The following is a 23,909-nucleotide window of genomic DNA, read 5'->3' on the forward strand; positions in this document are numbered from 1 at the left end:
AGTCTAGGGCCCCCGTACGACACCCGGCCGGGGTTGTCACAGGGGGCGGTTAGCCTCCTTGGGTGGCTTCCCGTATCACCGATGCCGAGCAGCTCAAGGAGGTGCTCGGCATCCCGTTCACCACGGAGCAGCTGGCGTGCATCACCGCGCCGCCGGCTCCGCAGGTCGTCGTGGCCGGGGCCGGGTCCGGCAAGACGACGGTGATGGCCGCGCGGGTGGTGTGGCTGGTGGGCACCGGACAGGTGGCGCCGGAACAGGTGCTGGGGCTGACGTTCACCAACAAGGCCGCCGGCGAGCTGGCCGAGCGGGTGCGCAAGGCGCTGGAACGGGCCGGGGTCACCGAGGCCGACCCGGCCGACCCGGAGCAGGCCCCCGGGGAGCCGCGGATCTCCACCTACCACGCCTTCGCCGGCCAGCTCCTGGCCGACCACGGGCTGCGCATCGGCCTGGAACCGCAGGCCAGGCTGCTCGCCGACGCCACCCGCTACCAGCTCGCCGCCCGCGTGCTGCACACCGCCCCCGGCCCCTACCCCGCGCTCACCAAGGGGCTCCCCGCCCTCGCCGCCGACCTGCTCGCGCTCGACGGCGAGCTGGCCGAACACCTCGTCCCCCTCGACCGGCTGCGCGAGCACGACACCGAGCTGGCCGGCCACCTCGACCCGCTCGACCCCGCCACCCGCGGCTACGCCTGGGTCGGCGAGGTACGCCCCGCGGTACGGGCCCGTACCGAGCTGGCCGGGCTCGTCGAGCGCTACCGCGCCGAGAAGAACAGCCGCGACCTGCTCGACTTCGGCGACCAGATAGCGCTGGCCGCCACCCTCGCCCGGGAGCGTCCCGAGGTGGGACGCACGCTGCGCCAGGAGTTCGCGGTCGTCCTGCTCGACGAGTACCAGGACACCTCGGTCGCCCAGCGGATCATGCTCTCCGGGCTCTTCGGCGCCGGCACCGGCCACCCGGTCACCGCGGTGGGCGACCCCTGCCAGGCGATCTACGGCTGGCGCGGCGCCTCGGTGGCCAACCTCGACGACTTCCCCGACCACTTCCGCGCCGCCGACGGCACCCCGGCCCGCCGCTACTCGCTCAGCGAGAACCGGCGCAGCGGCGGACGTCTGCTCGCCTTCGCCAACCGGCTCGCCGCTCCGCTGCGCGCCCGCCACGAAGGCGTCGAGGCGCTGCGCCCTGCCCCCGGCGCCGAACGGGACGGGATGGCGCGCTGCGCCTTGCTGCCCACTCAGGACGAGGAGATCGCCTGGCTCGCCGACCGCATCGCCCACCTGACGGCCACCGGCACCCCGCCCGGGGAGATCGCGGTGCTGTGCCGCACCGCCGGCCAGTTCGCCGAGGTGCACGCCGCCCTGGTGGCCCGCGAGGTGCCGGTGGAGGTGGTGGGGCTGGCCGGGCTGCTGCACCTGCCGGAGATCGCCGACCTGGTCGCCACCTGCCAGGTGCTCCAGGACCCGACGGCCAACGCCGCCCTGGTCCGGCTGCTCACCGGCCCCCGCTGGCGCATCGGCCCCCGTGACCTGGCGCTGCTCGGCCGCCGCGCCCGCCTGCTGGTGCGGTACGGACCGGCCGGCCCGGACCCCGACGCGCCCCCCGCCGACCGGCTGGCGCTCGCCGTCGAGGGCGTCGACCCCGCCGAGGTCGTCTCCCTCGCCGACGCCCTGGAGACGTTCCTGGAGCCCCAGGGCCACGACGACGGCCTGCCGTTCTCCGCCGAGGCCCGGGTACGGTTCGCGCTGCTCGCCGCCGAGATACGCGACCTGCGGCGCTCGCTGGCCGACCCGCTGATGGACATCCTCCACCGGGTGCTCGCCGTCACCGGCCTGGAGGTGGAGCTGGCCGCGTCCCCGTACGCGCTGGCCGCCCGCCGCCGCGAGACCCTGCAGAACTTCCTGGACGTCGCGGCCGGCTTCGCCGCCCTCGACGGCGCCACCACCCTCGCCTCCTTCCTCGCCTTCCTGCGCACCGCCGAGCAGTACGAGAAGGGGCTCGACAGCTCGCTGCCCGGCGGCGACAACACCGTCAAGGTGATGACCGCGCACAAGTCCAAGGGCCTGGAATGGGACGTGGTGGCCGTGCCCGGCCTGGTCAAGGACGCCTTCCCGAGCGGCCGGGTACGCGAGCTGTGGCCCTGGCACGGCCAGGTGCTGCCGTACCCGCTGCGCGGTGACGCGGCCACCTTGCCGCAGGTCACGCAGTGGACCAAGAAGGGGCTCGACGCCTTCAAGGAGGAGATGAAGGGCCACAACGCCACCGAGGAGCTGCGGCTGGGGTACGTCACCTTCACCCGTCCGCGTTCGCTGCTGCTCGCCTCCGGCCACTGGTGGGGGCCGACCCAGCGCCGGCGCCGCGGCCCCTCGGAGTTCCTGCTGCGGCTGCGCGAGCACTGCGAGGAAGGCCACGGCGAGGTCGAGCACTGGGCCGAGGAGCCCGCGGACGACGCCGAGAACCCCGCGCTGGACCGCCCCGCCGACCACGTCTGGCCGCTGCCGCTCGACCCCGGCGCGTTCGCCCGCCGCAAGGACGCCGCCGACACGGTACGTGCCCTGCTCGCGGCGACCCCGCCGCCGGAGGAGGACCCCTCGGCCGGCGGGAACGGCCCCGTACCCGCGCTGCCCCGGCAGGCCGGCGACCCGGACGGGCTCACCCCCGAGGAACGCCGGCTGGTGATGTCCTGGGACCGCGACCTCGACGTGCTCGCCGGGGAGCTGCGGCGGGCCCAACAGCGGGTGCGCGAGGTCCCGCTGCCGCCCTCGCTGACCGCCACCGAGCTGATGCGGCTGGCCGCCGACCCGGACGCCTTCGCCGCCGAACTGGCCCGGCCGATGCCGCGTGAGCCCCGCCCCGCCGCGCGCCGCGGCACCCGGTTCCACGCCTGGCTGGAGTCGCGCTTCGACGAGCTGCCGCTGATCGGCCTGGATGAGCTGCCCGGGATGGAACCGGAGGCACCCGAGGAGATCGCCGACGAACGGGACCTCGCCGAGCTGAAGGAAGCCTTCCTGCGCACCCCCTACGCCGACCGCGTCCCCTACCGGATCGAGGCCCCCTTCCAGCTCCGGCTGGCCGGCCGCACCGTACGCGGCCGGATCGACGCCGTCTACCGCGATCCCGACGGCTCCTTCGAACTCGTCGACTGGAAGACCGGCCGCCCCGGCACCGCCGACCCCCTGCAACTCGCGATCTACCGCCTCGCCTGGGCCGAAACCCACCACCTCCCCCCGCACCATGTCCGCGCCTGCTTCGTCCACATCCGCACCGGCGAGATCGTCCGCCCCACCGCCCTGCCCGGCCGCGCGGAACTGGAACGCCTGATAGCGGAAGAACCGAAAGCGCCGCCCCAGGAGCCATGAGCCCGGGTGCCCCGTCCCGCCCCGCCCCGCCGCCTGGCCGCCGGGCCACGGGGTCACGCCGCGCGCGGCGTGACCCGCCCGCCGGGGCGTCCCTCGCGTCCGCTCGCGCGCCGGGACCCGTCCCGGGTCCGCGCCGGGTGCGCCTCGGTACGGCCGCCGGGCCGCCCGCCCGGCAGGTCCGTCGCTTCGCGCAGGCGGGCGTGAGCTGCCCGTCGGCCTTGCGCCGGGTGGGCGTCGGCAGCGCCGTCCGACTCCGCGCTGCCCCGTGGTGGTGCCCCGCGGCGTGATCCGCCCGCCGGGGCGTCCGCCACGTCCGCCCGCGCGTCGGGCCCCGACCCGGGCCCCCGCCGGATGCACCTCGGTACGGCTACCGGGCCGCCCACCCGGGCCCCGACAGGCCCGTCGCTTCGCGCAGACGGGCATGACCCCCGCCGGCCCCCGCCACGTGGGCGTCGGCAGCGCCGCCTGCCACGTGGTGGCGCAACGAGGCGTGACCCGCACGGCCTGCCGGGGCGTCGGGCACGTCGGGCCGAGCCGTACGGAGCGCTCGGGGGTTCCTCCGGTGGGCGGGCGGAACGGGGTGGGCGGGGCCCGGATAGGCTCGCGGTATGAGCACCGAGCCGGACGCCGTCGTCCGCGCGTACATCGACGCGCACCGCGCCGCCTTCCTCGACGACCTCGCCGAGTGGCTGCGCATCCCCTCCGTATCCGCCGACCCGGAGCGCGCCGGGGACGTGGCGCGCAGCGCCGAGTGGCTCGCGGCGGAGTTGAGCGCGACGGGGTTCCCGGTGGCCGAGGTGTGGCCCACCGAGGGCCTTCCGGCGGTGTACGCGGAGTGGCCGAGCGCCGACCCGGGGGCGCCGACGGTGCTGGTCTACGGCCACCACGACGTACAGCCCGCGGCGCGCGCGGACGGCTGGGACACCGAGCCGTTCGAGCCGGTGGTCCGGGACGGCCGGATGTACGGGCGGGGCGCCGCCGACGACAAGGGGCAGGTGTTCTTCCACACCCTGGGGGTGCGCGCCCACCTGGCGGCCACCGGCCGGGACACCCCAGCGGTCAACCTCAAGCTGCTGATCGAGGGCGAGGAGGAGTCCGGCTCGCCGCACTTCGCCGCCCTGCTGCGGGAGCGGGCCGACCGCCTCGCCTGTGACGCGGTGATCGTCTCGGACACCGGCATGTGGGACGAGCGGACCCCCACGGTCTGCACCGGCATGCGCGGCCTGACCGACTGCCAGATCGACCTGTACGGGCCCGACCAGGACATCCACTCCGGTTCGTTCGGCGGCGCGGTGCCCAACCCGGCCACCGAGGCCGCCCGGCTGGCCGCCGCCCTGCACGACGAGGACCGCCGGGTCACCGTGCCCGGGTTCTACGACGGGGTGATCGAACTCACCGACCGGGAGCGGGCGCTCTTCGCCGAGCTCCCCTTCGACGAGGCCGCCTGGCTGCGCGCCGCCAAGTCGCACGCCCTCCTCGGCGAGGCCGGCTACCGCACCCTGGAACGCGTCTGGGCCCGCCCGACCGCCGAGGTCAACGGCGTGGTCGGGGGGTACACCGGCCCCGGCGGCAAGACGATCGTGCCCTCGTCCGCCCAGCTGAAGCTGTCGTTCCGGCTGGTCGCCGGGCAGGACCCGGCCGCCGTGGAGCGCGCGGTACGCGCCTGGGTGGCCGGCCGGCTGCCGGACGGCATCCGGCACGAGATCACCTTCTGGGGCGCCACCCGCCCGTGCCTGACCCCGCTGGACCACCCGGCGCTCCAGTCGGTGGTGCGCTCGATGGGCCGGGCCTTCCAGTCCAAGATCCTCTTCACCAGGGAGGGCGGCTCCGGTCCGGCCGCCGACCTCCAGGACGTTCTCGAGGTGCCGGTGCTCTTCCTGGGAATTTCCGTGCCGTCCGACGGTTGGCACTCGGTGAACGAGAAGGTCGAACTCGACCTGCTCCTCAAGGGCGTGGAGACCGCCGCGTACCTGTGGGGCGACCTCGGCGAACACTGGCACCGCTGACCGGTTCGCCGCACCCGCTGACCGACCCATCCACGCCGAACGGGGAGTTGGAAGCCGTCTTGTCCCTCGCAGAGCCGCCCCTGAGCAGTGCCGAGCCGCAAGCCCCGCTGGCGCTCACCCGCGCCACGGTCGACCGCGCCGCCCACCACCGTCTGGACGAGGCCTGGCTGGCCGCCGCCTGGAGCCACCCCAGCACCCGGGTGCTGGTGGTCTCCGGCGGCCAGGTGCTCGTCGAGGACACCGCGGACGGCGGTGTCGAGCTGGTGCTGGTGCCCTCCTTCGAGGCGCCGTACGCGGAGAACCACCGTTACTTCCTGGGCACCGACGACGGGGTGAGCTACTTCGCCGTCCAGAAGGACGCGCTGCCCGGCAGGATGGACGACGCCGCGCGCCCGGCCGGGCTGCGCGAGGTCGGCGGGGTGCTGTCGGAGCGCGACGCGGGGCTGATGGTGCACGCGGTGGCGCTGGAGAACTGGCAGCGGCTGCATCGTTTCTGCTCGCGCTGCGGCGAACGCACCGTGATAGCCGCGGCCGGTCACGTGCGCCGCTGCCCGGCGTGCGGCGCCGAGCACTACCCGCGTACCGACCCGGCGGTGATCATGCTGGTCACCGACTCGCGGGACCGGGCGCTGCTGGGCCGGCAGGTGCACTGGCCGGAGGGGCGCTTCTCCACGCTGGCCGGCTTCGTGGAGCCGGGCGAGTCCGCCGAGCAGGCGGTGGTGCGCGAGGTGGCCGAGGAGGCCGGGGTGCGCGTCGGTGAGGTCGGCTACGTGGCCAGCCAGCCGTGGCCGTTCCCGTCCAGCCTGATGCTGGGGTTCACCGCCCGCGCGGTCTCCGAGGAGATACAGGTGGACGGCGAGGAGATCCACGAGGCCCGCTGGTTCTCCCGGGCCGACTACCGGGCGGCCATCGAGTCCGGCGAGGTGCTGCCGCCGACCGGGATCTCCATCGCGGCCCGGCTGATCGAGAACTGGTACGGCGAACCGCTGCCGCGCCGCTGAGCCCCGTCCGGCCCGGCCCCGCGTAAGGGCCGGGCCGGCGTGCGTCCGGCCGCGCGGAACGGCCGCCGGATCAGGCCGCGATCTTGGCCTTGACCTGGGCCAGGGACGGGTTGGTCAGGGTGCTGCCGTCGGCGAAGAGCACGGTGGGCACCGTCTGGTTGCCGCCGTTGGCCTTCTCCACGAAGGCGGCCGATTCCGGGTCCTGCTCAATGTTGATCTCGGTGTAGGCGATGCCCTCGCGGTCGAGCTGGCTCTTGAGGCGACGGCAGTAGCCGCACCAGGTGGTGCTGTACATCGTCACAGTGCCCTGCATCGGTCCGTGGCTCCTTCGTGTCGGCACGACCGCCGTTCCGGACGGGCCATCCCGCCGGCGTCCCGCACGGTCGCGGTGCGTGATTCAGGAGGGAGAACGCGTGACCGGGACGGACCATTCCCGGACACGTTCCGATGTGACCTTATGACTTACGGTTGCCGCCTGTGGACAACTTTGCCGGACGTCCGCGCCGAGCTGGCAGCATGGCGGGGTGACCACATCACGTACCGAAGCCTCGCTCTTCCCGGCCGCCCCGGAATCGGCGGACGCGGTGCTCGACGGGCTCGACCCCGAGCAGCGTGCCGTCGCCACGGCGCTGCACGGGCCGGTGTGCGTGCTGGCGGGCGCGGGCACGGGTAAGACCCGCGCCATCACCCACCGCATCGCCTACGGGGTGCGGGCGGGCATCCTGCAGCCGGGCAGCGTGCTGGCGGTCACCTTCACGGCGCGCGCGGCGGGGGAGATGCGCGGCCGGCTGCGGCGGCTCGGCGCGGGCGGGGTGCAGGCCCGCACCTTCCACTCGGCGGCCCTGCGCCAGCTCCAGTTCTTCTGGCCCCGGGTGATCGGCGGCGAGCTGCCCCGGCTCGTCGACCGCAAGGCACCTCTGGTCGCCGAGTCCGCCACCCGCGGCCGGCTGCGGCTGGACCGCACCGAGCTGCGGGACGTCACCGCGGAGATCGAGTGGGCCAAGGTCACCCAGACCGCCGCCGAGGACTACCCGCTCGCCGCCGCCAAGGCCGGCCGCGAGGCCCCCCGCGACCCCGCCGAGATCGCCCGCGTCTACGCCGGCTACGAGGAGCTCAAGCGCGAGCGCGGCGTGCTCGACTTCGAGGACGTGCTGCTGCTCACCGTCGCCGTACTGGAGGACCGCCCCGACGTCGCCGACCAGGTGCGCGCCCAGTACCAGCACTTCGTGGTCGACGAGTACCAGGACGTCAGCCCGCTCCAGCAGCGCCTGCTCGACCTGTGGCTCGGCGGCCGGGACAGCCTGTGCGTGGTCGGCGACGCCGGCCAGACCATCTACTCCTTCACCGGCGCTACCCCCGAATACCTGCTGGCCTTCCGCACCCGTTACCCGCGGGCCACCGTGGTCGAGCTGGTCCGCGACTACCGCTCCACCCCGCAGGTGGTCCACCTGGCCAACGGCGTGCTCGCCGGGGCCCGCGGCAAGGCCGCCGCCCACCGGCTGGAGCTGGTCGCCCAGCGCGAGCCCGGCCCGGCCCCGCTGTTCACCGAGTACGCCGACGAGCCCGCCGAGGCCGAGGGCACCGCCCGCCGCGTCCGGCAGCTGATCGACACCGGGGTGCGCCCCAGCGAGATCGCCGTGCTCTACCGGGTCAACGCCCAGTCGGAGATCTACGAGCAGGCGCTGGCCGACGCCGGGGTGCCCTATCAACTGCGCGGCGCAGAGCGGTTCTTCGAGCGTCCCGAGGTGCGGGAGGCCGGGATGCTGCTGCGCGGCGCCGCCCGGGCCGGCTCCGGCGCCGACCCCACGCTCGCCGACGCCGACGTGCCCGGCCAGGTGCGGGCCGTGCTCGGCGCCCGGGGCTGGTCCCCGCAGCCGCCGGCCGGCGCCGGGGCCGCCCGGGACCGCTGGGAGTCGCTGGCCGCGCTGGTCCGCCTCGCCGAGGAGTTCTGCCAGGCGTCCGCCCGGGCCGGCGGCCCCGCGCCCACCCTGGCGGACTTCGTGGCCGAGCTGGACGCCCGGGCCGCCGTGCAGCACGCGCCCACCGTCGAGGGGGTCACCCTGGCCTCGCTGCACGCCGCCAAGGGTCTGGAGTGGGACGCGGTCTTCCTGGTCGGCCTCACCGAGGGCACCTTGCCGATCACCTACGCCAGGACCGATGAGCAGATCGAGGAGGAGCGGCGGCTGCTCTACGTCGGGGTCACCCGGGCCCGGGTGCACCTGGCGCTCTCCTGGGCGCTCTCCCGGTCCCCGGGCGGCCGGGGCGGACGGCGCCCGTCCCGCTTCCTGACCGGTCTGCGGCGCGGTGCGGTGGGGGGCGTCGTCGCGGGGCGGCCGGGCGGGGCGACCGGGTCACGCGGTGACGCGGGGACGGAGGCGGCGCGGCGGCGTCGGCGCGGTCCGGTGCGCTGCCGGGTCTGCGGGCGCACCCTGTCCGAGGCCGGCGAGATCAAGCTGATGCGCTGCGAGGACTGCCCGTCCGACCTGGACGAGTCGCTCTACGAGCGGCTGCGTGACTGGCGGGCCGGGCGCGCCGCCGAGCTGGGGCAGCCGGCGTTCTGCGTCTTCACCGACAAGACGCTGATGGCCATCGCCGAGCGGTTGCCGGCCGAGGAGTCCGAGCTGGTGCGGATCGCCGGCGTGGGGACGCGCAAGGCGGCCCGGTTCGGCGCCGAGGTACTGGCCCTGGTGGCCGGCCGCGGTGCGGAAACCGCAGGTGGAACGGGTGACGAGGGCCCCGACACAAACGGAATGGAGGGTTCGGCCAAATCGGCCGTCCAGCCTGTTACGGATCCGTCGAATAAATAGTTTGCGCACGCCGCGGGAATCCTCATAGCCTGCGGTAGCACGGTAACCGAGGCTCTTCCGGGAGTTCGGGAAGCCATGATGTACTGAGTCCGCGCGGCTCGGTACAGCCGCCCGTCCGCACTACGAGACGCCGAGAGGAGGCGAGTTCAGTGGCCAGCATCATCACGATCAACAAAATGACCGGTCGTCCGGCCATCGCCTCCTGCCTGCCCGGCGCTCCGGCGCTGCGATCCGCCCTTGTCTCCGCCGCTGCCCTCCGTGGCACCGGTGTCGCAGGCGGCCGTATCGAGCGAGCGTTCCAGGCACCGATGGCGGAAGCGGCGCAGGCGCCCCGCTATGCGCTCGCGGCCAACGGTGCCGATTCCCGCCAGCAGTGGGCCCAGGGCGGCTTCACCGCCAATGGCAACGGCACTGGCAGCACGACCGTAGCGACGCACCACGACAGCAAGATGCGGGCCTTCCGCGGGCTCGAACCCTGGAGAGATCCAGCCTGACAGGCAATCAGGTCGGCACCTTCAGGGCCGCGGAACCCGTGAACCGGGATCCGCGGCCCTTTTGCTTGCGCGAGCGATCAGGCGAAGGGCCTGGGAAACCGCAACGACCCGGTACCGACCACCCCGGCCCCCGGCCGGACCGACAGACGAGGAAGAACGCAACCGTGCATCCGGAACAGCGCACCCCGGCCGTACCGCACGCCGAGAAGATCCCCCCGCCTGAGTTCGTGCCCATGGAGGCCCCCTTGCTGCCGCTGTCCGAGCTCGACGACGAGATCGAGCGTCTGGGCGTACCCGTCCCGTGCCGCACCTACGACCCGGAGGTCTTCTTCGCCGAGACCCCGGCCGACGTCGAGTACGCCAAGTCCCTGTGCCAGACCTGCCCGGTCCGCGAGGCCTGCCTCGCGGGCGCCAAGGCGCGCCGTGAACCGTGGGGTGTCTGGGGCGGTGAGCTCTTCGTGCAGGGCGTCGTCGTACCCCGCAAGCGGCCCCGTGGCCGTCCGCGCAAGAGCGAGGTCGTGGCATGAGCCGCCGACGCACCGCCATCGGCACCATCGACCATCCGTTGACCAATGATCCGCAGGCGCGGGTCAGAACCGACCGGAACGGTGCGGCGATCCGCCCGGCCACCGGTCCCGCAGACCGCACGGGAGCCGCCGCCGCGGCCTCCCGCCAGAACAGGAACCGAGAGATGCAACTCATCCCAGAAGCCATGGCCCGAGCCCACCTGCGACAACGACTGGACGAGGCGGAATCTCAACGTCCGGGCCGTCGCCTGGCGCAGGCCCGGCGGCTGCAGCGGCGCGCCGAACGCGTCTCGCTGCGGGCCCGCCGCGCCATCGCCCTCGTGGTGATGCAGTAGGCGCGGCCCGTTCCACCCGTCCCGACAGCGCGGGGCCGGTCCCGGAAGGGAACCGGCCCCGCGGTGCGTTGTGCCCGCTTCCGCCGTGCTTGCGGAGGTATCGTCACCAGGTGGATCAGAAGACTCGTGAACCCGCTTCTGAAAGCGCGCCACCGCCCCGGGTGGTGTGCGCCCGCTGCGGAGCCGTCGCCGACCGCCCGCCGGTCACCTGGACCTGCTCCGTCGAGGGCGGCGAGCGCCGCTACTTCTGCGAGAACTGCGCCCGGGCCAACATCCGCTCCATCGAAGGCCGGCTCGACTCCGCCTGGTGGTAGCCCGGGCGGGGCCGCCTGGAGGCGGCCGGGGCGGACGTGACCGGGCCGGCTACGCCCCCTCGGCCTCCTCGGGGTCTTCGGCCTCCTCGGCATCCCCGGGGTCTTCGGCCCCTTCGGACGCTTCCGGAGCGGCGAACCCCGGCAGCCAGTCCAGCAGTTCGTCCCGCAGCCGCACGGTGGCGTCCAGCTGGCAGAGCACCCCGATGGTGCTCAGCGTCACCCGATGGATCAGCAGGTAGGACGGCGGCAGGTTGAGCTGCCGGCCCAACTGGTGGGCGGGGGAGCGCGGGTCGGCGATCCGGGCCGCCTGGGTCCGCATCCAGGCCCGGCCGAAGGTGAACTCCTCGGCCCGGGCGGGCTCGATGATCGGCAGCAGGTAGTCGAGCACCGCCTCCGGGTCGAGCTGGATCGCCGGCTTGACGAAGCCCTCCTGGCGCAGCATGGCGTGGACCCGCTCGGCGTCCCCGGCCAGCGCCAGCCGCAGCGCGGTGCCGATCGGCAGTGGCAGCCCCTCGGGGAGGCGGTCCACCGTGCCGAAGTCCAGCACCCCGAGCCGCCATCCCTCGGCCGGCCCGTCGTCCACCAGCAGCCGAAAGTTGCCCGGATGGGGGTCGGCGTGGAGCAGCCCGGTGCGGGCCGGGCCGGCGAAGAGGAAGTGGGCCAGCAACTGCCCGGCCCGGTCCCGCTCGGAACGGGTGCCGTCGGCGATCACCTCGGCCAGCGGCACCCCGTCCAGCCACTCGGTGACCAGGACCTGCTCGGCCTGGTGCACCACATCGGGCACCACCACGTCCGGATCGTCGGCGAACTCCACGGCGTGCGTGTGCTGGGCCCGCGCCTCCAGGGCGTAGTCCAGCTCCTCGGAGACCCGCTCGCGCAACTCGGAGATCAGCGGCTTGATGTCCATCCCCGGGATCAGCGGGCCGAACAGCCGGGCCACCCGGCCCAGTTGGGACAGGTCGGACAGCAGCGCCTGGCCGGCCCCCGGGTACTGGACCTTGACCGCCACCTCGCGTCCGTCGTGCCACACCGCGCGGTGCACCTGGCCGATGGAGGCCGCCGCGGCCGGCTTGTCCTCGAACTCCTCGAAGAACCGCCGCCAGTCCTCTCCGAGCCCCTTGGCGAGCACGTCGTGCACGGTGCCGGCGGGCATCGGCGGCGCCGCGTCCTGCAACTTGGTCAGTGCGGCACGGTAGGGTCCGGCGATCTCCTCGGGGAGCGCGGCCTCGAAGACCGACAGCGCCTGGCCGAACTTCATCGCCCCGCCCTTGAGCTCGCCGAGCACCTTGAACAGCTGCTCGGCGGTGCGCTGCTGGAGCTCACCGGCGACGATCTCGGCCGGCCGGCCGCCGATCCGTTTGCCCAGCCCCAGGGTGGCCCGGCCCGCGAAGCCGAGGGGCAGCGCGGCGAGCTTGGCGGTTCGGGTGACTGCCTTGCGAGGAAGATCCGACATGTGCCCCTCTTTCACCGTCGATTCCGTTGCCACACCGCGTCAGGGCCCCGGCGGCCCGGACCGCCGGACCGGCACCGGAGCGGCGCCCACGGCCGCTGCCGCCGGTGCCGCGGTCCCGGGACGGCGGCGACCCGTGCCGCGCGTACGCCCGGCGGGAGGTCACCCGGCCATTGTCGCGCGTGCGCCGTGGCCTGCCGCACCACACCCGCAATCCTGGCGCGGCCCCACCGGCACGGTGCGCATGGCGAGCCCGGCCAGCGTGAACTCCACCCGCCCTCCGGCGCTCGGCGGCTCGCCCCCGGCCAGGAACTCCAGCGCGTGGGCCGCCGCCAGCGCGGCCACCAGCGTGGCCAGCGCCACGTCGCACGGGCCCACCACCGGCCGGCCACGCCCCGACCGCAGCTGCGCCACCATCCGCGGCCAGGCCGGATCGCGCCGCGCCCGCTCGCGGGCCAGGCAACCGGCACAGGCCAGCCGCCCCGGCACCACCAGCGGCCCGACCACCCCGAGCCCCTCCACCACGCCGGCGTACAGATGCGGGATCCCGGCGGCCATCAGCTGCTCGGCGGCCCGTTCGTCGGGGGCGTAGGCGTCCAGCCCGTCGCGGGGGGCGAGGACGGCGAGGGCGAGCCGGGGCTCCCCGGCGCCGCGCGGCGATACGGGCGGACGGGGGTCGGGGGCCGCGCGGCGCACCGCGGCCCGGGCCGCCGCGTCCCGCCGTTCGCCGACGGCCAGCGCCGGGATGCCGCACGGCGCCGCGTCCCACGGCTCGACCTCACCGCCGTCCACCACGTCGACCCGGCCGACCCCGGCCGCCGACAGCACCGCGGCCACCGAGGCGCCGACCCGTCCGGCCCCGCACACCCGCACCCGGGCCGTGCGGCGGGCGGCCAGCGTGTGCGCCGCGGCGCCGGGGCCGGGGCGCAGCAGGGAGAGCGAGGCCAGGTCGGGCCGGAGCCGTTCGAGAGCCGCGTCCCGCCGGCGCAGCACCTGGTGGAGCCCGCCGAGGCTGTCGGCGTCCTCCAGCACGTCGCCCTCGGCCAGCACGGACAGCAGCCGGTCGGCGCGCTCCGGGGCGAGGCCGAGCGCCGCCGCCTCCTCGCGCAGCAGCTCGGGGCCGCGAGTGCCGTCGAGCAGCTTCAGGAACCGCGCCGACGCGTCGTCCAGCGGCCCGAGCACCACCGCACGCTCCGGATCCACCCCGAACTGGAGCGTCTCCCGGTCCCGCCAACTGCGCCGCATGGCCGGCTTCAGCATCGGATGCATGACGCCCCCCCCGTGATCAGGCCCCGACCGTCCGCCACCATGGCCGCCGGAGCCAGCGCTGTCACAACGGGATCAGCATGGGCGCTTCCGCACGACCTTGCCGAAAGTTATCCACAGGCAGGCGAATACGTAAGACCGTATGCCTGGGCGGCACCCCGCGATGCGCGGACGGAAGGCCCCCGATGCCACACCGTCGGCGCCGGTGCGCACCCGGTGCGGGCGAGCCGCCCGGCGCTCCTGGGTCCGTCGGGGTCCGCGCTTCGGCCGTCCGCCCCTCGTACGAGGACGATCACGCGCCCGTGCCGTCGACGGCTGCGGCACGCGGCACGTATCCGATCCGCCTCGCCGTCGGGGTGGCGGCCGTGTCGTCCGCCGCCCCCGGGCCAGGGCGCCCTGGGCGCGTCCGCGCGCACCCGTCGCCCCGCGCCCCGGGCGCATCCACCCCGCATCCCCGGCGCACCCGCCCCGCGCCCCCCACTCCCTCGCGCCGGGGCGCACTCGCCGCTCCGTCTTTCCGGGCGTCGGGACTTCGTCGGAGGCAGCCGGTACCGTCGTGGCGTGTCCGTCGAACCCGCTTCGTCCCGTCCGTCTCGCGGCCAGAGCCGTGGGACGCGTACCAGTGCCGTGGAAGTGCGACGCAGTGCGCGCCGTCGCCGGACGGTGTCGGCGTACCGCGAGGGCGACCGCACCATCGTGCTGATCCCGGCCCGGATGTCCGCGGCTGAGGAGCAGCGCTGGGTCGGCGTCATGCTCGACAAGCTGGCGGCGCAGGAGAGCAGGCGGATGCTGGGCGACGCCGAACTCGCCGAGCGGGCCGCGCGGTTGTCCGGCCAGTATCTGGGGGGCCGGGCCCGGCCGGAAAGCGTGCGCTGGGTGACCAACCAGAACACCCGGTGGGGTTCGTGCACCCCGGCCGAGGGGAGCATCCGGCTCTCCCACCGCTTGCAGGGCATGCCCGACTACGTGGTCGACTACGTGCTCCTGCACGAGCTGGCCCACCTGCTGGTGCCCGGCCACGGCGCCGACTTCTGGCGGCTGCTGGAGGGGTATCCGCGCACCGAGCGGGCCCGCGGCTACCTCGAAGGCGTCGTCGCCGCGGCCCGGCTGCCGCACCTCCCCGGCGCCCGCGAGGCGGGCGAGCCGGAGTGAACCGTACGGCTCACACCAACTGCCGCGCCCGCTCCACCAGTCGCACCACCGAGGCGTCGGCCACCGAGGCCACCTCGTCGTAGCCGAACCACCGCACGTCCAGCGACTCGTCGCTCACCGACCAGACGGCGTCCGGCGGGGCCACCGCCGCGTACTGGACGTCCAAGTGCCAGGCGCAGGGCGTGAGATGGCGGTCGAGGCGGACCGGGCCGGGCAGCAGGGTGAGCCCGGTGATCCCCGACTCCTCGGTGGCCTCCCGCAGCGCGGCGGCGGCCAGCGTGGCGTCGGACGGCTCGCAGTGGCCACCCATCTGGAGCCACATCCGCAGCTTGCGGTGGAGGGTGAGCAGCACCCGTTCCCGCCGCGGATCGACCACCAGCGCACTGGCCGTCAGATGACCCGACTCGCACGACTTCCACATGGCGTCCGGACGGGCCGCCAGGTGGCCGAGGTAGGCCAGCCGCAACTCCTCCTGGCCCACGGCGCCTTCCGGCCCCCCGGACTCCGGGACGGACGGTTCGAGCGGCGCGGACCACTCCTGGAGCACCCGCGCCGCGTCGGCGTGCAGCGTCACTTGTCCCGGCCGCCCTCACCGGACTCGCCGGACGAGTCCGGCTCGTCGGAGCCGTCCGCCGGGCCGCCCTCACCGGAACGCCGTTCACCGTGGCGGCCCTCCGCCGCCTCGCCCAGCATCTTGTCGAGCGCGTCGAAGTCGAACGCCTCGTCGCCGGTCTCGCGGTGCACGAAGCCGTCCGGGTCGTCGAGGTCGGCGGCGGTGGGCAGCAGGTCGGGGTGGGCCCACAGCGCGTCCCGGCCGTCGAGGCCGCGGGCGTCGGTGAGCGAGGCCCACAGCCGGGAGGCGTCCCGCAGCCGGCGCGGTCGCAGCTCCAGGCCGATCAGCGTGGCGAAGGTCTGCTCGGCCGGACCACCGGTGGCGCGGCGGCGGCGCAGCGTCTCGCGCAGCGCGCCGGCGGACGGCAGATGCGGGGCCGCGGCGGCGTGCACCACCGCGTCCACCCACCCCTCGACCAGCGCCAGCGCGGTCTCCAGCCGGGCCAGCGCGGCCTTCTGCTCCGGGGTGTCCTCGGGCTGGAACATGCCCTGCTGGAGGGCGTCCTGCAACGCCTGTGGGTTGGCCGGGTCGAGCTGGCCGACCGCGTCCTCCAGCCGCGCGGTGTCGACCTTGATGCCGCGCGCGTACCCCTCGACGGCGCCGAACAGATGGGCCCGCAGCCACGGCACATGGGCGAAGAGCCGCTGGTGGGCGGCCTCGCGGAGGGCCAGGTAGAGGCGGACCTCGTCCTGCGGGACGCCGAGGCCGGAACCGAACGCCGCGATGTTCACCGGCAGCAGCGCCGCCTTGCCCGCCGGGCCGAGCGGCAGCCCGACGTCGGTGGAGCCGACCACCTCACCGGCGAGGACGCCCAGCGCCTGGCCGATCTGGGCGCCGAACATCGCGCCGCCCATCGAGCGCATCATGCCGAGCAGCGGGCCCGCCATGGCCTGCATCTCCTCGGGCAGGACGCCGCCCATCGCGGTGCCGACCCGCTCCGCGACCGGGTCCACCAGTTCCTTCCACACCGGAAGCGTCGCCTCGACCCATTCGGCCCGGCTCCACGCCACCGCCGCGCCCGAGCCGGACGGCAGCGAGGTGGTGCCGTCCAGCCACAGGTCGGCCAGGCGCAGCGCCTCCTGCACCGCGGCCCGCTCGCCGGCCGAGACGCTGGCGTCCTTGGTGCCGTCCTGGGCGCCCTGGGCCACCGTCTGCCGGGCGATGTCCTTGGCCATCTCCCAGTTCACCGGGCCGCCCTCGTAGGAGAGCATCTGCCCGAGCTGCTGGAAGGCGGCACCGAGGTCGTTGGGGTTGAGCGAGCCGAACATCGCGGCCAGCGGGTTGTCACCGCCGGGGCCGCCGGACGGGGTGCCGCCGAAGCCGATGCCGCCGCCACCCGGCAGGCCCTTCCGCTTGCCCTCGTCCCCGTCCTCGGGCTCCTCAGATGGGACGCCGAATCCAAATGGGGTGTCACTCACGGGGTTCCTCGGCTCTATGTCGACAGTTTCGGCCTCTACCACCAGCCTAGACACCTCTCAGGCAGGATGGGACCGCGCATCTCGTACCAGAAACAACAGTGGGAGACACCCGGTGAGTTCCCCGGAACAGCACGTTCGCTCAGGGCGGACCTCCTCCAAGGGGGCCGGACCGGTCGTCGCGGTCACCGGAGCCGCCTCCGGCGTCGGCCTGTTGCTGACCCGAGCCCTCACGCGATCCCCCGAGGTGGGCACGGTCGTCGCCATCGACGAACGCCGCGCCGACGTGCCCGGTGCGCAGTGGCGGGTGCTGGACGTGCGCGATCCGGCCATCGCCGAGCGGCTGCGCGGCGCCGACGTCGTCGTCCACCTCGCGCTCGACCTCGACCTGGAGACCGAGGCCACCGCGCGCACCGCGTTCAACGTGCGCGGCACCCAGACCGTGCTCACCGCGGCTGCCGCGGCCGGGGTGCACCGGGTGGTGCTGATGACCTCCGCCATGGTCTACGGCGCCCTGCCGGACAACGACGTCCCGCTCGCCGAGGACGCCCCGCTGCGCGCCACCGCGGACGCCACCGGGGTCGGCGACCTGCTGGAGATCGAACGCCTCGGCCGCCGCGCGCCCCGCGCCCACCCCGGGCTCAACGTCACCGTGGTCCGCCCCGCCGTCCTGGTCGGCGGCACCGACACCGCGCTCACCCGGTACTTCGAGTCGCCCCGGCTGCTGGTGGTGGCCGGCAGCCGGCCGTGCTGGCAGTTCTGCCACGTCGAGGACCTGGTCTCGGCGCTGGAGTACGCGGCGCTGGGCAAGGCCGAGGGCGAGATGGCGGTGGGGTGCGACGGCTGGCTGGAACAGGAGGAGGTCGAGGAGCTCTCCGGCATCCGCCGCATGGAGCTGCCCGAGTCGCTGGCGATGGGCGCCGCGGCCCGGCTGCACCGGCTGGGGCTGACCCCGTCCCCGGCCGGCGACCTGGCCTACACCATGTATCCGTGGGTGGTCAGCGGCAGCCGGCTGCACGAGGCCGGCTGGCGGCCCAAGTGGACCAACGAGGAGGTGTTGGCCGAACTCCTGGAGGAGGTCGCCGGTCGGCGCACCGTGGCCGGCCGCCGCCTCGGCCGCAAGGACGCCACCACGCTCGGCGCCGCCGGCGCCACGGTGGCCCTGGTGGGCACCGCCGCCCTGGTCCGCCGGGCCCGCAAGCGCCGCGGCCGGTGACCTTCCGGCGGCCGGTTCGGTTCGTCGGATCCGCCCGTCCGGCGCCGGTGCTTTCGTACGGGGCGGACGTTTCCGTCCGGTCTGCGGGTACGGCACCATGGCGGTCATGGCACCCACGTACGACGAGTCCGTCACCCGGGACGACCGGGACCCCATCCGGCTGCTGGCCGTCCGTGACACGCCGCTGTCGGTGGACGAGGTCTTCGGCGCGGTCGGCGACGACGCGGCCGGCGGCACCGCGCTCTTCGTGGGCACCGTCCGCGACCACGACGGTGGCCCCGCCGCGGTCACCGGTCTGTCCTACTCCGCCCACCCCACCGCCGAGGCCGAACTGCGCCGGGTCGCCGAGAAGGTCGCCGCCGACTTCCCCGTCCGCGCCCTGGCCGCCGTCCACCGCGTCGGCGACCTCGCGGTCGGCGACCTCGCCGTGGTCGTCGCCGTCTCCTGCCCCCACCGCGCCGAAGCCTTCGCCGCCTGCCGCCGCCTCATCGACGACCTCAAGCACGAAGTCCCCATCTGGAAGCACCAGACCTTCGAGGACGGGCAGGAGGAATGGGTGGGGGCGTAGCCCCCTCGTTGAGGGGTGGTGGCCGGGGAAGTGGTTGGCCGGGTGGGGGCGTAGCCCCCTCGTTGAGGGGTGGTGGCCGGGGAAGTGGTTGGCCGGGTGGGGGCGTAGCCCCCTCGTTGAGGGGTGGGGTTGCATAAGCAGCCGGCCGGCTGGCGCGCCACCGCACCGTCAACCCCCACCGTCACCCACACGGCGGCCTTCCTCACCCGGGCGGGGGAAACGCTTCCTCCCGGTGGGCGCCTGCCACTTGCGTAACTCGCGCCCGGGTCTCAGCGTTGGACCAGCGGGTGGTTAATCTGCTCATAGGTCCTGCGTCGGGTACGTACGTGGTGGGAGGCCGGGTATGGCGGCTCTTGCATGGTTGCTGATTCCGGTCGGGGGCGCGATTGCCGCAACCTTGTGGGCCGGTTGGGCGGGACGTTCCCGCCGCGCCGCCGGCGACGTCGACTCGCTGGCCGGATACGAGCGCTTCCGCGAGGCGATGGCCAAGTCGCACTCCGGCAGCATGGCCGGTACGCAGTCGGGCTCCGATCCGTCCTGACCAGCCGGTCAGCCGGACGGCCCGGCCCCGCGCGCCACCGGTGAGGGGTCTCCCGTACTGTCGTGGCATGCCACGCCGCACCGCGACCTTGCTCACCTCGACGCTGCTGCTCATAGCGCTGCTGTGCGCCGGGGTCCTGATGTCCGTGCCGTACGCCGAGATGTCGCCGGGCCCGACCGTGAACACGCTGGCGGAGCACGACGGCGAGCCGGTGGTGCAGATCTCCGGCCACCGGACGTACCCGGTCAGCGGGCATCTGAACATGACGACGGTGCGGGTGACCGGGGCCGACTACCCGATGAATCTGATCGAGGCGATCAGCGGCTGGCTCTCCAACGACGACCAGGTGGTCCCCCGCGAGACCATCTACCCCAAGGGCCAGTCGGCCCAGCAGGTGGACCGGCAGAACGCCGAGGAGTTCACCCAGTCCCAGGACAGCGCCAAGGTGGCGGCGCTGCGTGCGCTGCACATCCCGGTCGCCTCCCGGGTGGTGGTCGGCACCGTGCTCAAGGGGGGCGCGGCGGAAGGGACGTTGCACGCCGGCGACGTGATCGACGCGGTGGACGGCACCCCGGTCAAGGAGCCGGCGGACGTGGCCAAGCTGGTCACCAAGCACCACCCGGGGCAGACCGTGGAGTTCACGGTGACCCCGGCCAAGGGCGGCGGGCAGCGGCGGCTGACCGTGGGCACCAAGGCGCAGGACGGCCGGGCCGTGGTCGGCATCCAGGCCGCCGCCGCCCACTCGTTCCCGTTCACCATCGACATCAAGCTGGCCGACGTCGGCGGGCCCAGTGCCGGGCTGATGTTCTCGCTCGGCATCATCGACAAGCTGACCCCCACCGATCTGACCGGGGGCACATTCGTGGCCGGCACCGGCACCATCGACGACGACGGCAAGGTCGGCCCGATCGGCGGCATCGCGCTCAAGGCGATCGCCGCCCGCGACGCCGGCGCCCGGTTCTTCCTGACCCCCAAGGACAACTGCGCCGCCGCGGCCAAGGACACCCCGGCCGGGCTGCGCCTGGTCAAGGTCGGCACGCTGGACGACGCGCTGGCCGCGCTGAAGGACATCCGCGAGGGGAAGACCGGCGCCCTGCCGGCCTGCCCGGTCCACTGAACCCCGCCCGGCCGCCCCGCACCCCCGGTCCGGGCGGCCGGGCCCGGCTCACTCCTCCTCGAACGTCGCGGTGAGCGCCTCGGCCAGCCCCGGTACCAGGTCGGAGCCGGTGAGCACCTCCTTGGGCGAGTCCTTCTCGCGCAGCCGGATCGCCGACTCCCGGGTGCCGTCGCGCAGCACGCCGACGGTCATCCGCACCTCCTGCCGCTCCGGGTGCCCGGCGACCCAGGAGGCGAGCGCGGCGTCGTCGAGGCCCTCGGGGATCTGGGCCTCGGCGCTCGGCGGCAGCATCAGCCGCTCCACGGTGAGCGCGCAGCCGACCACCACGTCCGGCCAGGCGATGGTGGCCAGGAACTCGTCGAGCGGGGCGCCGGTGGGGATCTCGTCCTGCTCCACCGGGGTCAGGGCGGCGGCCCGCTCGCCCTCGGCGAGGCCGAGCTGTTCGCTCAGCTCCGGCTGCTCGGCGCGGAGCCGTTCGGTGTCGACCAGGGCGAACAGCCGGGCCGGCTGGTCCCAGCCGAGCTCGGCGGCGTACTCGTCGATCTCGAGTACCGCCCGGGTCAGGGGGTGCGCGGCGACCGGGCCGCCGCCCGCCAGGGGGTCGTGGCCGGCCGTACCGCCGGTGTCAGTGTTGGGCATGGTCACTATCCTGCCCGTTCCGGGGCCCCGGGCGGGAACCGAGTAAAGCGTGAGTAAGTTGCATGGGTGGGTGTCCGCCCCGGATGCCGTACCACCGCCCGTCCCAGACGTCAGCACGACAGACACTTCGAGGTGCGCACCTTGGCTTTCCAGATGCCGGACCGCGGGTCGGGCTCAGGCCCGGCCGGCCCGCGGGTCTTCGCAGGCCGGCCCTCCCGGGGAACCCGGACCGTGTTCATGACACTCGCGGCCATCGCCGTGCTCGCCATCGCCTTCGTGATGTTCTCGGGGTTCTGGACGGACTGGCTGTGGTACCGGTCGGTGCGCTACTCCTCGGTGTTCACCACCACCCTGTGGACGCGCATCGGACTCTTCGCGGTCTTCGGGGTGCTGATGGCGCTCGCCGTCGGCGTCAACATCTTCCTCGCCCACCGGCTGCGCCCGCAGCTGGGCGCGATGTCGACCGAGCAGCAGAGCCTGGACCGCTACCGGATGGGCATCGCGCCCTACCGCAAGTGGGTGCTGATGGCGGTCTGCCTGATGGTGGGCCTCATCGGCGGTGCCTCCGCCTCCGGCCAGTGGCGCACCTGGCTGCAGTGGGTCAACGCCGTCCCGTTCGGCACCCGGGACCCGCAGTTCAAGCTGGACGTCTCGTTCTACGCCTTCGACCTGCCGTGGTACCGCTTCCTGCTCAGCTTCGGGTTCGCCGCCGTGGTGCTGTGCGTGGTGGCCGCCGCGCTGGTGCACTACCTGTACGGGGGGCTGCGGCTGAGCGGTCCCGGGGCGCGGGCGACGGCGGCGGCCACCGGCCACCTGTCGGTGCTGCTCGGGCTCTTCGTCTCGCTCAAGGCGGTGGCCTACTGGCTCGACCGCTACGGACTGGCCGTGAAGTCCAGCGGCTTCAAGGCCACCAGCGGCTGGACCGGGCTGCGGTACGTGGACGCCAACGCCTATCTGCCGGCGAAGACCATCCTGTTCTGCATCGCCATCATCTGCGCCCTGCTGTTCTTCGCCACCCTGTGGCGGCGCACCTGGACGCTGCCGGTGATCGGCTTCGGGCTGATGGTGCTCTCCGCGGTGCTCATCGGCGGGCTCTACCCGGCGATCGTGCAGAAGTTCGAGGTGCAGCCCAACGAGGCCGCCAAGGAAGCCCCGTACATCCAGAAGAACATCAACGCCACCCGCACCGCCTACGGCATCGACCACACCCAGGTCGGCGACTACCCCGGCACCGGCGCCGGCAAGAGCCCCGACCAGCTGCGCGCCGACGTCGGCTCGGCGGCCAGCGTCCGGCTGCTCGACCCCAACGTGGTCTCGCCCACCGTCCAGCAGCTCCAACAGCAGCGCAACTACTACTCGTTCGCCGCGCCGCTGGCGGTCGACCGCTACCCGGTCGACGGCAAGGAGCAGGACAGCGTGGTCGCCCTGCGCGAGCTGAACATGAAGGGCGTCCCCAACAACTGGATCAACCAGCACTTCAAGTACACCCACGGCTACGGCATGGTGGCCGCCAGGGGCACCGACACCACCGACAACGGCGCCCCCGACTTCATCGAGTCCGACCTGCCGCCGAAGGGCAAGCTCGGCCCGTACCAGCCGCGGGTCTACTACGGCGAGCAGACCACCCAGTACTCCATCGTCGGCGGCCCCACCACGGAGATCGACTACTCCGGCGTCAAGGGTGAGACGGATTTCACCTACGACGGCCGGAGCGGGGTGAGGCTGGAGAACCCGGTGACCCGGGCGGCCTACGCGGTACGGCTGAGCGAGCCGCAGATCCTGTACTCCGGGGCGATCGGCAAGGGGTCGCGGATCCTGTACAACCGCACACCCAAGGAGCGGGTCGAGGCGGTGGCGCCGTGGCTGACCATCGACGGCGACCCGTACCCGGCGGTGGTCGACGGCCACATCCAGTGGATCGTGGACGCCTACACCACCACCAACGGCTACCCCTACGCCTCGCGCACCACGCTGGGCGACACCACCTCCGACTCGCTGACCGGGCAGAGCCGTTCGGTGATCGCCCAGCAGAACCAGGTCAACTACATCCGCAACTCGGTCAAGGCCACGGTGGACGCCTACGACGGCACCGTGAAGCTCTACCAGTGGGACACCGCCGACCCGGTGCTCAAGACGTGGATGAAGGCGTTCCCCGGCACCGTCGAGCCGCGCAGCGCGATCGGCCCGCACCTGATGGACCACCTGCGGTACCCGCAGGACCTGTTCAAGGTGCAGCGGCAACTGCTCACCCGCTACCACGTCACCGACGCGGGCACCTTCTACAGCGGCAGCGAGGCGTGGCAGGTCCCCGACGACCCGGCGAAGAAGGACAGCGGCGCGGTGCCGCCGTACTACCTGAGCCTGAAGATGCCCGGCCAGCGCGACCAGTCGTTCTCGCTGACCACCACCTTCACCCCCAACGGCCGCGACAACCTCAGCGGCTTCATGGCGGTGGACGCCGACGCGGGCAGCCCCGACTACGGCGCCATCCGGCTGCTGCAACTGCCGCCCAGCGGGGTCTCCGGACCCAAGCAGGTGCAGAGCAAGTTCACCGGTGACCCCGGGGTCTCCAACCAGATCTACGCGTTGCAGCGCGCCGACTCCGAGATCGAGTACGGCAACCTGCTCACCGTGCCGCTCGACGGCGGCATGCTCTACGTCGAGCCGGTCTATGTCCGCGGCAACGGCAGCGCCATCAACTACCCGTTGCTGAAGAAGGTGTTGGTCTCCTACAACGACCACACGGTGCTGCGGGACAGCCTGGACGACGCGCTGGCCGCCGCGTTCGGCGGTGCCGCGCCGCCCGGCGGCACCCAGACCCCGCCGCCGTCCACCGGCCCGGGCACCGCCCAGCCGCCGGTGAGCCCGACGGTCAAGCAGGCGCTGGACGACGCGCAGAAGGCGTTCGACGCCGGACGGCAGGCGCTGCGCGACGACGACCTGCGGGCCTACGCCCAGGCGCAGGACGACCTGGCGGCGGCGCTGAAGCGGGCCAAGGCGGCCGAGGAGGCCGAGCGGTCCGGCTCCGGCAAGCAGGACAAGCGTTCCTGACGCGTATCCGACGGGCCGCCGGCGCCCCGGCACCGGCGGCCCGC

General features: G+C 74.0%; 20 protein-coding genes. 14 read left to right on the forward strand and 6 right to left on the reverse strand.

Translation table 11 applies throughout. The features are described 5' to 3' along the window. Nucleotides 1–62 precede the first annotated feature (62 nt). The 3 genes from SCATT_RS19105 (at nt 63) to nudC (ending at nt 6,360) form a co-directional block, all read left to right on the forward strand. Nucleotides 63–3,353 (forward strand): ATP-dependent helicase, encoded by a 3,291-nt coding sequence (locus SCATT_RS19105; RefSeq protein ID WP_014144760.1) that lies wholly within the window; start codon nt 63–65, stop codon nt 3,351–3,353. A gap of 608 nt (nt 3,354–3,961) precedes the next feature. Beyond that, nucleotides 3,962–5,359 carry a dipeptidase gene (locus tag SCATT_RS19110; protein ID WP_014144761.1) on the forward strand — a complete coding sequence of 466 codons (1,398 nt, stop codon included), beginning with the start codon at nt 3,962–3,964 and terminating at the stop codon, nt 5,357–5,359. An 80-nt stretch (nt 5,360–5,439) separates the two neighbouring features. Continuing rightward, entirely contained in the window at nt 5,440–6,360 is a 921-nt protein-coding gene (gene nudC, locus SCATT_RS19115; RefSeq protein WP_041825148.1) for an NAD(+) diphosphatase, read from the forward strand. A gap of 70 nt (nt 6,361–6,430) precedes the next feature. Here nudC and SCATT_RS19120 read toward each other — a convergent pair whose 3' ends face one another. After that, the gene (locus tag SCATT_RS19120) at nt 6,431–6,673 is read right to left on the reverse strand and encodes a mycoredoxin (protein WP_014144763.1); all 243 of its coding nucleotides are present in this window, start codon (nt 6,671–6,673) and stop codon (nt 6,431–6,433) included. A gap of 211 nt (nt 6,674–6,884) precedes the next feature. On the opposite strand from SCATT_RS19120, the gene SCATT_RS19125 reads away from it, so the two are divergent. From SCATT_RS19125 to SCATT_RS19145, 5 genes are all read left to right on the forward strand, one after another. Further along, nucleotides 6,885–9,167 (forward strand): ATP-dependent DNA helicase UvrD2, encoded by a 2,283-nt coding sequence (locus SCATT_RS19125; RefSeq protein WP_014144764.1) that lies wholly within the window; start codon nt 6,885–6,887, stop codon nt 9,165–9,167. 149 nt (nt 9,168–9,316) lie between these two features. Continuing rightward, on the forward strand, nt 9,317–9,661 hold the full coding sequence (locus SCATT_RS19130) for a hypothetical protein (protein WP_014144765.1): 345 nt from the start codon (nt 9,317–9,319) through the stop codon (nt 9,659–9,661). A gap of 164 nt (nt 9,662–9,825) precedes the next feature. Beyond that, nucleotides 9,826–10,188 (forward strand): WhiB family transcriptional regulator, encoded by a 363-nt coding sequence (locus SCATT_RS19135; protein ID WP_014144766.1) that lies wholly within the window; start codon nt 9,826–9,828, stop codon nt 10,186–10,188. Continuing rightward, nucleotides 10,185–10,523 (forward strand): hypothetical protein, encoded by a 339-nt coding sequence (locus tag SCATT_RS19140; protein WP_014144767.1) that lies wholly within the window; start codon nt 10,185–10,187, stop codon nt 10,521–10,523. Before SCATT_RS19135 ends, SCATT_RS19140 begins: the two co-directional genes overlap by 4 nt. Nucleotides 10,524–10,633: 110 nt before the next feature. Further along, entirely contained in the window at nt 10,634–10,837 is a 204-nt protein-coding gene (locus SCATT_RS19145; protein ID WP_014628336.1) for a hypothetical protein, read from the forward strand. Between the two features lie 49 nt (nt 10,838–10,886). Here the strand turns inward: SCATT_RS19145 and SCATT_RS19150 are convergent, their stop codons facing one another. Next, complete coding sequence (locus SCATT_RS19150; RefSeq protein WP_014144769.1) at nt 10,887–12,290, reverse strand: ABC1 kinase family protein; 1,404 nt, start codon at nt 12,288–12,290, stop codon at nt 10,887–10,889. 159 nt (nt 12,291–12,449) lie between these two features. After that, a complete protein-coding gene (locus SCATT_RS19155; RefSeq protein ID WP_014144770.1) occupies nt 12,450–13,556 on the reverse strand; it encodes a TOMM precursor leader peptide-binding protein in 1,107 nt (368 codons plus the stop codon). A gap of 558 nt (nt 13,557–14,114) precedes the next feature. Between SCATT_RS19155 and SCATT_RS19160 the strand changes: the two genes are divergently transcribed. Next, nucleotides 14,115–14,705 carry a M48 metallopeptidase family protein gene (locus SCATT_RS19160; RefSeq protein ID WP_231905125.1) on the forward strand — a complete coding sequence of 197 codons (591 nt, stop codon included), beginning with the start codon at nt 14,115–14,117 and terminating at the stop codon, nt 14,703–14,705. A 10-nt stretch (nt 14,706–14,715) separates the two neighbouring features. Here SCATT_RS19160 and SCATT_RS19165 read toward each other — a convergent pair whose 3' ends face one another. After that, entirely contained in the window at nt 14,716–15,279 is a 564-nt protein-coding gene (locus tag SCATT_RS19165; protein ID WP_014144772.1) for an NUDIX hydrolase, read from the reverse strand. After that, nucleotides 15,276–16,736 carry a zinc-dependent metalloprotease gene (locus SCATT_RS19170; protein WP_014144773.1) on the reverse strand — a complete coding sequence of 487 codons (1,461 nt, stop codon included), beginning with the start codon at nt 16,734–16,736 and terminating at the stop codon, nt 15,276–15,278. Before SCATT_RS19170 ends, SCATT_RS19165 begins: the two co-directional genes overlap by 4 nt. Before the next feature lie 112 nt (nt 16,737–16,848). Here SCATT_RS19170 and SCATT_RS19175 point away from each other — a divergent pair, with 112 nt between their 5' ends. The 4 genes from SCATT_RS19175 to SCATT_RS19190 all read left to right on the forward strand — a co-directional run bounded on the left by SCATT_RS19175 (nt 16,849) and on the right by SCATT_RS19190 (nt 20,175). Then, nucleotides 16,849–17,949 (forward strand): SDR family oxidoreductase, encoded by a 1,101-nt coding sequence (locus SCATT_RS19175; protein WP_014144774.1) that lies wholly within the window; start codon nt 16,849–16,851, stop codon nt 17,947–17,949. Nucleotides 17,950–18,046: 97 nt separating this feature from the next. Further along, nucleotides 18,047–18,517 carry a molybdenum cofactor biosynthesis protein MoaE gene (locus SCATT_RS19180; RefSeq protein ID WP_014144775.1) on the forward strand — a complete coding sequence of 157 codons (471 nt, stop codon included), beginning with the start codon at nt 18,047–18,049 and terminating at the stop codon, nt 18,515–18,517. Between the two features lie 343 nt (nt 18,518–18,860). Continuing rightward, a complete protein-coding gene (locus SCATT_RS19185; RefSeq protein ID WP_014144776.1) occupies nt 18,861–19,058 on the forward strand; it encodes a hypothetical protein in 198 nt (65 codons plus the stop codon). Nucleotides 19,059–19,125: 67 nt separating this feature from the next. After that, entirely contained in the window at nt 19,126–20,175 is a 1,050-nt protein-coding gene (locus tag SCATT_RS19190; protein WP_014144777.1) for a YlbL family protein, read from the forward strand. Between the two features lie 48 nt (nt 20,176–20,223). Here SCATT_RS19190 and SCATT_RS19195 read toward each other — a convergent pair whose 3' ends face one another. Continuing rightward, nucleotides 20,224–20,814, reverse strand: a complete 591-nt coding sequence (locus SCATT_RS19195; protein ID WP_014144778.1) for a PPA1309 family protein — start codon at nt 20,812–20,814, stop codon at nt 20,224–20,226. A 153-nt stretch (nt 20,815–20,967) separates the two neighbouring features. On the opposite strand from SCATT_RS19195, the gene SCATT_RS19200 reads away from it, so the two are divergent. Beyond that, nucleotides 20,968–23,865 (forward strand): UPF0182 family membrane protein, encoded by a 2,898-nt coding sequence (locus tag SCATT_RS19200; protein WP_202447583.1) that lies wholly within the window; start codon nt 20,968–20,970, stop codon nt 23,863–23,865. The last annotated feature ends 44 nt before the right edge of the window (nt 23,866–23,909 follow it).

Origin of the sequence: Streptantibioticus cattleyicolor NRRL 8057 = DSM 46488 (assembly GCF_000240165.1) — a bacterium.
Classification (GTDB): domain Bacteria; phylum Actinomycetota; class Actinomycetes; order Streptomycetales; family Streptomycetaceae; genus Streptantibioticus; species Streptantibioticus cattleyicolor.

What these genes read in the sequence shown, in the direction of transcription:
- SCATT_RS19150 (WP_014144769.1), bottom strand. Translation starts at nt 12,290, where the DNA reads ATGTCGGATCTTCCTCGCAAGGCAGTCACCCGAACCGCCAAGCTCGCC.
- SCATT_RS19180 (WP_014144775.1), top strand. Translation starts at nt 18,047, where the DNA reads ATGGCGGTCATGGCACCCACGTACGACGAGTCCGTCACCCGGGACGAC.
- SCATT_RS19200 (WP_202447583.1), top strand. Translation starts at nt 20,968, where the DNA reads ATGCCGGACCGCGGGTCGGGCTCAGGCCCGGCCGGCCCGCGGGTCTTC.
- SCATT_RS19195 (WP_014144778.1), bottom strand. Translation starts at nt 20,814, where the DNA reads ATGCCCAACACTGACACCGGCGGTACGGCCGGCCACGACCCCCTGGCG.
- SCATT_RS19155 (WP_014144770.1), bottom strand. Translation starts at nt 13,556, where the DNA reads ATGCATCCGATGCTGAAGCCGGCCATGCGGCGCAGTTGGCGGGACCGG.
- SCATT_RS19120 (WP_014144763.1), bottom strand. Translation starts at nt 6,673, where the DNA reads ATGCAGGGCACTGTGACGATGTACAGCACCACCTGGTGCGGCTACTGC.
- SCATT_RS19190 (WP_014144777.1), top strand. Translation starts at nt 19,126, where the DNA reads ATGCCACGCCGCACCGCGACCTTGCTCACCTCGACGCTGCTGCTCATA.
- SCATT_RS19185 (WP_014144776.1), top strand. Translation starts at nt 18,861, where the DNA reads ATGGCGGCTCTTGCATGGTTGCTGATTCCGGTCGGGGGCGCGATTGCC.
- SCATT_RS19140 (WP_014144767.1), top strand. Translation starts at nt 10,185, where the DNA reads ATGAGCCGCCGACGCACCGCCATCGGCACCATCGACCATCCGTTGACC.
- SCATT_RS19110 (WP_014144761.1), top strand. Translation starts at nt 3,962, where the DNA reads ATGAGCACCGAGCCGGACGCCGTCGTCCGCGCGTACATCGACGCGCAC.